This is a genomic window from Micromonospora echinofusca, from assembly GCF_017614955.1.
GTDB classification, from domain to species: Bacteria; Actinomycetota; Actinomycetes; order Mycobacteriales; family Micromonosporaceae; genus Micromonospora; species Micromonospora echinofusca_A.
Map to the genome: position 1 here is coordinate 1 of NZ_WVUH01000286.1, position 9558 is coordinate 9558.

The 9558-nt window shown below is 72.0% G+C and carries 6 protein-coding genes; 1 reads left to right on the plus strand and 5 read right to left on the minus strand.

What is annotated here, in order from left to right; translation table 11 throughout:
• Positions 1 to 85: 85 nt before the first annotated feature.
• Positions 86 to 2119, minus strand: a complete 2034-nt coding sequence (gene rho, locus GSF22_RS25500; RefSeq protein WP_208816273.1) for a transcription termination factor Rho — start codon at positions 2117 to 2119, stop codon at positions 86 to 88.
• A gap of 292 nt (positions 2120 to 2411) precedes the next feature.
• Positions 2412 to 3350 (minus strand): homoserine kinase, encoded by a 939-nt coding sequence (gene thrB / locus GSF22_RS25505; RefSeq protein WP_208816274.1) that lies wholly within the window; start codon positions 3348 to 3350, stop codon positions 2412 to 2414.
• A gap of 113 nt (positions 3351 to 3463) precedes the next feature.
• Here thrB and GSF22_RS25510 point away from each other — a divergent pair, with 113 nt between their 5' ends.
• On the plus strand, positions 3464 to 3856 hold the full coding sequence (locus GSF22_RS25510) for a hypothetical protein (RefSeq protein ID WP_208816275.1): 393 nt from the start codon (positions 3464 to 3466) through the stop codon (positions 3854 to 3856).
• A 100-nt stretch (positions 3857 to 3956) separates the two neighbouring features.
• Here the strand turns inward: GSF22_RS25510 and GSF22_RS25515 are convergent, their stop codons facing one another.
• The 3 genes from GSF22_RS25515 to GSF22_RS25525 form a co-directional block, all read right to left on the minus strand.
• A complete protein-coding gene (locus tag GSF22_RS25515) occupies positions 3957 to 5198 on the minus strand; it encodes an MFS transporter (RefSeq protein ID WP_208816276.1) in 1242 nt (413 codons plus the stop codon).
• Positions 5199 to 5314: 116 nt separating this feature from the next.
• The gene (locus GSF22_RS25520) at positions 5315 to 6133 is read right to left on the minus strand and encodes a polysaccharide deacetylase family protein (RefSeq protein WP_244454108.1); all 819 of its coding nucleotides are present in this window, start codon (positions 6131 to 6133) and stop codon (positions 5315 to 5317) included.
• Between the two features lie 135 nt (positions 6134 to 6268).
• Positions 6269 to 9490, minus strand: coding sequence for an efflux RND transporter permease subunit (locus tag GSF22_RS25525; RefSeq protein WP_208816277.1), 3222 nt, complete (start codon positions 9488 to 9490; stop codon positions 6269 to 6271).
• Positions 9491 to 9558: the final 68 nt, after the last annotated feature.

Here is a 9558-nt window from a genome sequence, read left to right on the forward strand (position 1 = left end):
GGGTGAGCGTGTGGGGGCGACACGGGAACGGCGAAGGGCGCCACCGACGTGCGGTGGCGCCCTTCGCCGTGACGTGCGGCCGGTGCTACTCGCCCGGTGCCGACTTGGCGATCTGCATCAGGAACTCGATGTTGGTCCGGCTCTGCTTGAGCCGGTCCAGCAGCAGATCCAACGCGGCCTGCGAGTCCAGCGAGTGCAGGACCTTACGGAGCTTGTGCGTGATCGCCAGCTCCTCCGGCGCGAGCAGGATCTCCTCCTTACGGGTACCGGAGGTGTGGATGTCGATGGCCGGGAAGACCCGCTTGTCGGCGATCTTCCGGTCCAGCTTCAGCTCCGCGTTACCGGTGCCCTTGAACTCCTCGAAGATGACCGTGTCCATCACGGACCCGGTCTCCACCAGCGCGGTGGCGATGATGGTCAGCGACCCGCCGTTCTCGATGTTGCGGGCCGCACCGAGGAAGCGCTTCGGCGGGTAGAGCGCGGTCGAGTCGATACCGCCCGACATGATCCGGCCGCTGGCCGGTGCCGCCAGGTTGTACGACCGGCCGAGCCGGGTCACCGAGTCGAGCAGTACGACCACGTCGTGGCCCAGCTCCACCAGGCGCTTGGCCCGCTCGATCGCCAGCTCGGCGACGGTGGTGTGGTCCTGCGGCGGACGGTCGAACGTGGCCGCGACGACCTCGCCCTTGACCGAGCGCTGCATGTCGGTGACCTCTTCGGGCCGCTCGTCGACCAGCACGACCATCAGGTGGCACTCGGGGTTGTTGTGGGTGATCGCGTTGGCGATCGCCTGGAGCACCATGGTCTTACCGGCCTTGGGCGGCGACATGATCAGCGCCCGCTGGCCCTTGCCGATCGGCGTGACCAGGTCGATGACCCGGGTGGTGAGGATGTGCGGCTCGGTCTCCAGCCGCAGCCGCTCCTGCGGGTAGAGCGGGGTGAGCTTGTAGAACTCGGGACGGCGGCGGGCCTCCTCCGGCTCCATGCCGTTGACCGTGTCCAGCCGCACCAGCGGGTTGTACTTGTCCCGCCGCTGCTCACCGCTGTCGCGGTTGTTGGCGCGGACCGCACCGGTCACCGCGTCACCGCGTCGCAGGCCGTACTTCTTGACCTGGGACATCGACACGTAGACGTCGTTCGGGCCGGCCAGGTAGCCGGTGGTGCGGACGAAGGCGTAGTTGTCGAGCACGTCCAGGATGCCGGCCACCGGAACGAGCACGTCGTCCTCGCTGACCTGCGGCTCCCGACCGCCCCCGGTCTCCACGGCGCCTTCGGGCCGGTCGCCCCGGCCCCGCCGACGGTCCCGGAACCGGCTGCGCCGGCTCCGCCGGCCGCCGCCCTCGCCGTCGTCGTCACCGTCGTTGTCCCGGTCGGCGGCACGCGCCCCCCGGTCGGTGCGGTCACCACGCTCGCTCCGCTCGGCACGCTCGTTGCGGTCGCCCCGGTCGGCACGGTCGTTGCGCTCGTTGCGGTCGCCCCGGTCGCCCCGCTCGGTCCGGTCACCCCGTTCGGTCCGCTCGGCACGCTCGCCCCGCTCGGCCCGGTCACCGCGCTCCGCGCGCTCGCCCCGGTCCCGGGTCGGGCGGGACTCGACCCGCTCGGCCGGCTCGGCAGCGGCGGCCGTCTCCTCGACACGCGGCTCAGCGGCACGCGGCTCAGCGGTCCGGGTCGCCTCGGCCGGCCGGGCCTCGGCGGTCGCCGTGGCCCGGGTACGCCGACCCCGGGTCCGGGGCTGCGGCTCGGCCTCGCCGGCCGGAGCCGGCTGCGCCGCCGTCTCACCAGCGCCCCGACGCTCCGCCTCCGGACGCTCACCACCATCCCGGACCTCGGCGCGAACCTCGTCCCGGACCGGTGCGGTGGCAGCCGCCACCTCGGCACGCGGCCGGGGGGTGGTACCGGCGGCGGCGCCCTGTCGCTCGGAGATGGCGCTGATCAGCTCGCCCTTGCGCATCCGGGCCGTACCGGAGATGCCGAGCGACGCGGCCAGGCTCTGCAGCTCCGGCAGGAGCATCGCCGACAGACCGGTGCCGGTCCGCCGACGGCGGGCCGGAGCGGCGGTGGTGGTGGCATCGCCAGCGACGTTGGAAACATCCGACGTCACGTCGGTGGTGTCGCTCAATGGATTCCTTCCCTCGATAGGCCGGGCTGCCCGGGGTCGAAACAGGTGGCCGGGCGGCCTCGGTGCACCCGCCTCGCGTGACGCGTCGCGGGAGTCTGCCACACAGCCGGTTGGTTTCCCGACCCACCAGACGTCGGTGGGCAGGTCTCGCCGTCTGCGGCGATCCTGTGGAGACTGCGGTGCGGCGTGTGCCTAGGCAGGGGTGAGACGGGCTAACCGCCGAAAGCTTCGGGGGTGCGCCGACCCGCAGGGAGATCGCGTGCTTCGCGGCTGTGCTAAGTCTAGAGCGTAATCAACTCTTCCGACCTGCGGCAACAGGGTCCCGCTCGGCGTGTCCCAGTGTACCCCGATCGACTCGGGCCCCGGCTACATCTATCGGCAACTGCCAGGAGGTCCATTCCATTCCCGGATCGAAACCGTCCGGGACAGGACCGAATGCCAGTACCGAAGGGCCCGCCCCACTGACCACAGCGGGCACACCGACCGCGCGCAACCCATTGACCAGCGCCGCTGTCGATGGCATCCCGGCCGCCCGGTAGTCCTGGTGCAGCCGGTCGGCGGTGGCCGCGAAGAGCAACGACGGGTCGCTGGTGAGCGCGGGTACCAGCAGGGCCGCCCGGCCGGCGTTGAAGGCGGCGTCCGCGTGCGGCACGGTCGGCGGCAGGGCCGCCCGGGCGACCGAGGTCAGCCCCCGGCCGGTGGGGACGAAAACCGTCGGCCGTACCCCGGGAGCCGGGGTGAGCGACACCGCCCGCGCACCGGTGGGTTCGGTCCAGGCGATGGTGAAACCGCCGAGCAGGCAGGGCGCGACGTTGTCCGGGTGCCCTTCGAGTTCAGCGGCGAGCCGCAACGCCGCCGCGTCGTCGAGTTGTGCGGCGCCACCCTCGACCAGGCCCCGGGCCAACTGGACACCGGCGACGATCGCCGCCGACGAGGAACCGAGGCCGCGTGCCTGCGGGATGCGGTTGACCGCCGTCACCGTCAACCCGGCCGGCTGCCCACCGAGGGCGTCGAAGGCGGCCCGCATGGCGCGTACCACCAGGTGACTCTCGTCGGCGGGCAGTTCGCCGGCGCCCTCGCCGGAGACCGCGACCCGGCAACCGGTCCCGGTGACCTCCGCGCTGACATCGTCGTAGAGCGCGAGCGCCAGACCGAGCGCGTCGAAACCTGGCCCCAGGTTGGCGCTGGTGGCGGGAACCCGGACCCGGACCGGGCCGGAAACGAAGGTCATCCGGCCATGCTAGGTGGCCTGACCGGCCCTGATCGCCTTCTTGTCCGCTGCCTGAGACGATTGACCGGTCCGGTTAGCGTGACCGGGGTCACCGGACCGGGACACGGAGGACGATGGGTGTGGTCGGGTACGTCGTGGGACAGGTCGGCAGCCACCTGCCGACGCTCCTGGTGCTGCTCGCCGGACTGATCCTGGTCGGCACGGCACGTGGCCGGCTGCCAGGTCGGAGCGGCACGCTGGCCCTGGCCGGAATGGGCGTGCTGCTGCTCGGCGCGCTGCTGAGCATCGGCTGGGCGCTGCTCTTCACCCAGCTGATCCGGCAGGACTGGACCGCCCGGAACCTGGGCCTGGTCACGACCGGGGCGGGCGTGCTGCTCAGCATCTGGCACGCCACCGGGCTGGGACTGCTGGTGGCGGCGGTGCTGGCCGGCCGACGGGCCGGGCAGTCTCCGGTCGGGCCGCCACCCGTCGGGCAGCCTTACCAGGGGGTGCGAGACCCGGGTTGATCTTGCAGTTCCGGCCCCGACATCAGCGACGAAGAAGACAAAACGGGGGCCCGAAGTGCAAGATCGACGCCGACATCCGGTCTGACACCGGGCGGCCGAGCTAGGCGGTCGCCCGCTCCGGCAGGGGGGTCGGCTCGGCCAGTGACAACCGGCGGGTAGCCAGCCGCCAGCCGACCGCGTAGACCACGGTGACCAGGCCGCAGCCGGCGAGTACGACCCGCTCGTCCACCAGGTCGACCACCCCGGCGACCACCAGTTGGCTCACCGCCACCGCGACCATCGCCAGCATCATGTCGGTGGCGAAGACCCGCCCGCGCAGCCCGTCCGGGACCTCGCCCTGGAGCGCGTAGTTGGACATCACCCAGTTGCTACCGCCCGCGAAGTGCGCCACGAAGACCAGGACCAGCACCAGCGGGAACCACCGGCTGACCGAGACCCCCAGGTACCCGAGTCCGTAGAGCGCCATCGACAGGGCCAGCCCGGGGAGCAGCCAGGACCGGTTGCCCAGCACCCGCCGCATCAGCATCGGACCGACCAGGGCGCCGGCACCCCGGACCGCGAAGAGCAGCCCGAGGCCGACCGCGCCGACCCCGTACACCCCGGCGAGCAGCGGAAAGACGGTCAGCACACCGTTGCCGAGCCCGACCGCCGACTTGACCGTGACCAGGGCCCGCACCGAGGGTCGGTGCACGATGTACCGCATCGCCTCACCGATCGCCGCCCAGGTGCGCGGGGTCGGAACGGAGCCGTCCCGGGGAGCCTGCAACGGGCGGCGGATCCGCGCGGCGATGACCGCCGCCACGACCAGGCCGACCGCGGCGATCCAGAAGCAGACGTACGGTCCGAAGGCCGCGCTGATCACGCCACCCAACGATGCACCGACGACGGTCATGGTGCCCCAGGCCGAACCGGCCACCGCGTTCCCACCGGCCAGTTCGTCCGGTTCGAGCACGTTCGGCAGGGCCGCCTGGGCGGCCGGCGAGTAGAGGGCCTTGGCGACCGCCACCGTCCCGATCGCCAGCAGGGCCAGCCAGGCGGTACCCGCACTGCGGACCAGGAGCAGGAGCAGGACGCCGGCCAGGGCACCCAGGTTCGCCACCACCATGATCCGGCGACGGTCCATCCGGTCGGCGATGGTGCCGGTGAACGGCAGCATCAGCGCCACGATGGCGGTGTCGGCGGCCAGGACGAGCGCCCCCCAGATGCCGCTGCCGGTCAGTTCGGGCAGCAGTACCAGCAGGGGCACCATCACGAACCAGTCGGCGCCGAAGACGATCAGCTCGGCGACGAAGAGGCGGCGGAAGCTGCGGTTGCGGGCGAGGACCCGGAGCGGGGACGGCACGCACCGGAACGTTACCCGGCAGGTCGGACGCCGGTGACGCGAGCCGGGGGTGTTTCGGCGGATCGCGCCGGGCGCCGGGAGGCGTTCACCCGGGGGTACCGGCCACCGGGAGGCGTTCAGCCGGGGGTACGCGGCGGGGACTCCCCGGCCAGTAGCGCGGAGACGGTGACGAACTCGAAGCCCCGTCCCCGCAGCCCGTCGATGATGGCGGGCAGGCCGTGCAGGGCGACCAGCCGCGTGGCGGCGCCGGTGTCGTGGGCCAGCAGGATCGTCCCGGGGCGTACCCCGGCGACGATGTGCCGGGCGTGGCCGGCGGGATCGCCCGGGTAGGCCGTCTCGCGCATCTGCAACGACCAGAGCACCACGTCGTACCGCAGCCGGGCGGCGGCGTGCAGCGTGCCGCCGCCGAGGTGGCCCCAGGGGGGCCGGAGCAGTCGCGGCTCCCGGCCGGTGACCTCGGCGATCACCGCGTGGGTCCGGGTCAGGTCCCGGTGTATCTCGTCGGCGTCCATCCGGGCCAGGTCGTGGTGCGCCCAGGTGTGGTTGCCCACCTCGTGCCGGTCCAGTCGCCCCCGGAGCAGCCCGGCTGCCGCCCGGACCCGGGCCCCGACCAGGAAGAAGGTCGCCGGGACCCGGTACCGGTCCAGCGTGTCGAGCACCATCGGCGTCCACTGTGGCGCGGGACCGTCGTCGAAGGTGAGGGCGATCTGCCGCCGGTCGGTGCGGGCCCGCCAGACCACCCGCAGCCCGCCGTCACCGGGCGGCTGGTCACCGACGCCGGTCGTACCGCTGGCCGGTCCGCCGCCGAGCGGGAGCCGCCGGTCGGTGAACCGGGTGGTCTCGGCGAAGGTGACCGCACCGGCGGCGGCACCGGCGGTGAGCAGGGCGGCGCGGCGCAGCAGGGCCCGGCGCCCCGGCCATCGCACCGCACCCATCTTCACCACTCTCCGCAAATGATGCAATTACGGAGAGTATCAGAGGTAATGGGTGGTACGAGTGGGTTTCATACTCTGCGGGAAATGACACGTCCCGGACGCCCGAGCCGAGCGTCCGGGACGTGCCCACCTCCGCTACTCCTGCGGCGGGAGCGGCGACTGACGGCTCTTCGGCAGTCGGAGTACCTCGAACTGGTCGGTACCGCCGACCAGTGCCGCCGACGGCGCCGACCCGGTGCCGACCGGCTCCGGGCGGGCGGACCCGGCGGAGTCGGCCCCGGCCGGCACCGGCACGGCCTGCTCCGGACGCCCGGACCGGCGGCGGAACCGCTCCTTGGTGTTCTCCACCATGGTGTAGAGCGTCGGCACCAGGACCAGGGTCAACAGGGTCGAGCTGAGCAGACCGCCGATCACCACGATGGCCAACGGCTGCGAGATGAACCCGCCCTCACCGGTGAGGCCGAAGGCCATCGGCAGCAGCGCGAAGATCGTCGCGATCGCGGTCATCAGGATCGGCCGCAGTCGACGCCGACCCCCCTCGATCACCGCCTCGCGGACACCCATCCCCTGGGCCCGGTACTGGTTGATCAGGTCCATCAGCACGATCGCGTTGGTCACCACGATGCCGACCAGCATCAGCACACCGATCAGCGCGGGTACGCCCAGCGGCGTCCCGGTGACCAGCAGCAGGCCGATCGCGCCGGTCGCGGCGAACGGGATGGAGACCAGCAGGATCAGCGGCTGCACCAGGCTACGGAACGTCGCCACCATGATCACGAAAACGATGGCGATGGCGGCCAGCACGGCCAGACCCAGATCCGCGAACGCCTCCCGCTGCTCGGCGCTGACCCCGCCCACGGTGAACGTGGCGCCCGGGACGTCGATCTCCGCCAGCCGCTTCTCCAGCTCCTGGGTGGTCGCCCCGAGGTTGGAGCCGGTGGCCGTACCGGTGACCGTGACACTGCGCTCGCCGTCGATCCGGGTCACCGCGATCGGCCCGTCCACCTGACGGATGTCCGCGACCGCGTCGAGGGTCACCGGACCCACCGGCAGTGCCTTCAGCTCCGCCACGGTCAGCGGGGGCTTGCCACCGAACCGCAGCACCACGTTCTGCTGACCGCCGTCGAGCGTCACCTGACCGAGCGGGCTGCCCCGGAACGCCTGGGCGACGAGCTGACCGACGGCCGCCTCGGAGAGCCCGAGCCGCGCCGCAGCGCCCCGGTCCACCACCACGTCGACCCGGGGTACCCGCTCCGCGAGGCTGGAGGAGACGTCCACCACGTCCGGGGTACCGGCCATCGCCGCCCGGGCCTGCTCGGCCGCCCGGGCCAGCGTCTCCGCGTCGGGCGCCTGGACGATCACCGCGAGCTGGTTGGCCGAGCCGCCACCCTCACCGCCGCCGCCGAAGCTGATCTCACCCGCGTTCAGCGCGTCGAGTTCGGTGCGCAGCTTCTCCTTCAGCGCCTCGGCGTCGACGTTCCCGGCCAGGGCCACCGAGTAGGTGGCCTTGGTGTTGGCCGACGACCCCTCCCAGGGCCGTCCACTGCCCCCGGCGTTGACCTGGTACGTCTCGACGCCCTCGGTCCGTTCCAGCACCGCCTCGACCTTGCGGGCCGCCTCGTCGGTGCGCGCCAGACCGCTGCCGGCCGGCAGTTCCTGGGTGATGCTCAGGGTGTCCTGGCCCGAGTCGTCCAGGAAGTTGGTCTCCAGCCGGGTGGAGAGCAGGAACGTACCGATCAGCACGACCAGGCCGATCGCCACGGTGGCCCAGCGGCGCGCGGTGGCGAACCCGATCACCGGCAGGTACGCCCGCTGCAACGGGCTGCGCAGCTCCTTCTCCTCGGCCGCCTGCCGTACCGCCGCCTCGTCGGCACCGCCCGAGGCCGGCTTCAGGAACCAGTAGGCCAGCACCGGGATGATGGTCAGCGACACCAGCAGGGAGGCGAGCAGGGCCACCGTCACGGTGATCGCGAACGGCGCGAAGAGCTGCCCGACGAACCCGCCGACCAAGGCGATCGGCGCGAAGACGGCCACCGTGGTCAGGGTGGAGGCGGTGACCGCGCCGGAGACCTCCCGGACCCCGGTGAGGATCGCGTCCCGCTTGCTCTCGCCGTACCCCAGATGCCGTTTGATGTTCTCCAGCACGACGATCGAGTCGTCCACCACCCGGCCGACCGCGATGGTCAACGCGCCGAGGGTGAGCAGGTTGAGCGAGTAGTCCCCGACCCAGAGCGCGATCAGCGCCACCACCACCGACAGCGGGATGGAGACCGCGGTGACCAGGGTCGAGCGCACCGACAGCAGGAAGACCAGGATCACCAGCACGGCCATCACCAGACCGAGCAGACCCTCGGTGGTCAGGCTCTCGATGGACTTCTCCACGAACGGTGCCTGGTCGAAGACCACGTCCAGTTCCGCGCCGGAGGCCGCCTCCAGCGCCGCCAGCCGGTCCCGGATCTCGTGCGAGATCTCCACCGCGTTGCCGTCCGGCGCCGCGGTCACCGCCACGCCCAGGCTGTCCCGGCCGTTGGTCCGGGTGAACGACGTGGCCGGGGCGAGCTGCTGCTCGACGGTGGCGACGTCACCGAGCCGGACCGGGGCGGTACCCCGACCGTTCCGGCCGACGTAGATGCCGCGCAGCTCGTCGAGGGTGGTGATCCGGGTACCGACCTGGACGGTGAGCGCCCGCTCGCCGTCGACCACCGCACCGGCCGGGACCGCCACCCCACTGGTCTTCAGCGCGGTACCGATGGTGGCCGGGTCGACCCGGGCGGCGGCCAGCTTGACCGGATCCGGGGTGATCACCACGACCTGGTCCCGGGCACCGCTGATCGCGACGGTCCGGACCCCCTCGATCGTCTCCAGCTCCGGCAGCACCGTGGTCCGTAGCTTCTCGGCGAGCGCCCGCTCGTCGCCGCCCCCACCGGAGGCGGCGAGCACCACCGCCGGCAGGTCGTCGGTGCTGCCCGCGAGTACCAGCGGGTCGACGTTCTCCGGCAGTTGCGCGTCGATCCGGTTCAGCGCGGTCTGCATCTTGTTGACCACGTCGTCCAGGTCGGTACCGAACTCGTACTCGACCTGGATGGTCGTCGCGCCCTCCTGCGAGGTCGAGGTGACCTTGGTCAGCCCGGCGACGCCCTGGATGGCGTTCTCGATCGGCTCGGTGACCTGGGACTCGACGATCTCCGGCGCCGCACCGGGGTAACTGGCCACGATGAAGGCGGCCGGCAACTCCAGCGACGGCAACAGTTGCTGCTTCAGCGACGGTACGGCGAACGCCCCGAACGCCGTGATCACCACCGCGATGAGGGCTACCAGCCCCCGGTTGGCGAGGCTTAATCTGGCGAGCAGCGACATCGGCAGGGCTCACTCCTGGAGAAAGGGTTCGGCTCGGTGGGAAAAGTCTGCCCCACCCGATCTCCCGC

Excerpts from the sequence above, each read along its gene's own strand:
- thrB (WP_208816274.1), bottom strand. The coding sequence starts at position 3,350 with ATGACCTTCGTTTCCGGCCCGGTCCGGGTCCGGGTTCCCGCCACCAGC.
- GSF22_RS25510 (WP_208816275.1), top strand. The coding sequence starts at position 3,464 with ATGGGTGTGGTCGGGTACGTCGTGGGACAGGTCGGCAGCCACCTGCCG.
- GSF22_RS25520 (WP_244454108.1), bottom strand. The coding sequence starts at position 6,133 with ATGGGTGCGGTGCGATGGCCGGGGCGCCGGGCCCTGCTGCGCCGCGCC.
- GSF22_RS25525 (WP_208816277.1), bottom strand. The coding sequence starts at position 9,490 with ATGTCGCTGCTCGCCAGATTAAGCCTCGCCAACCGGGGGCTGGTAGCC.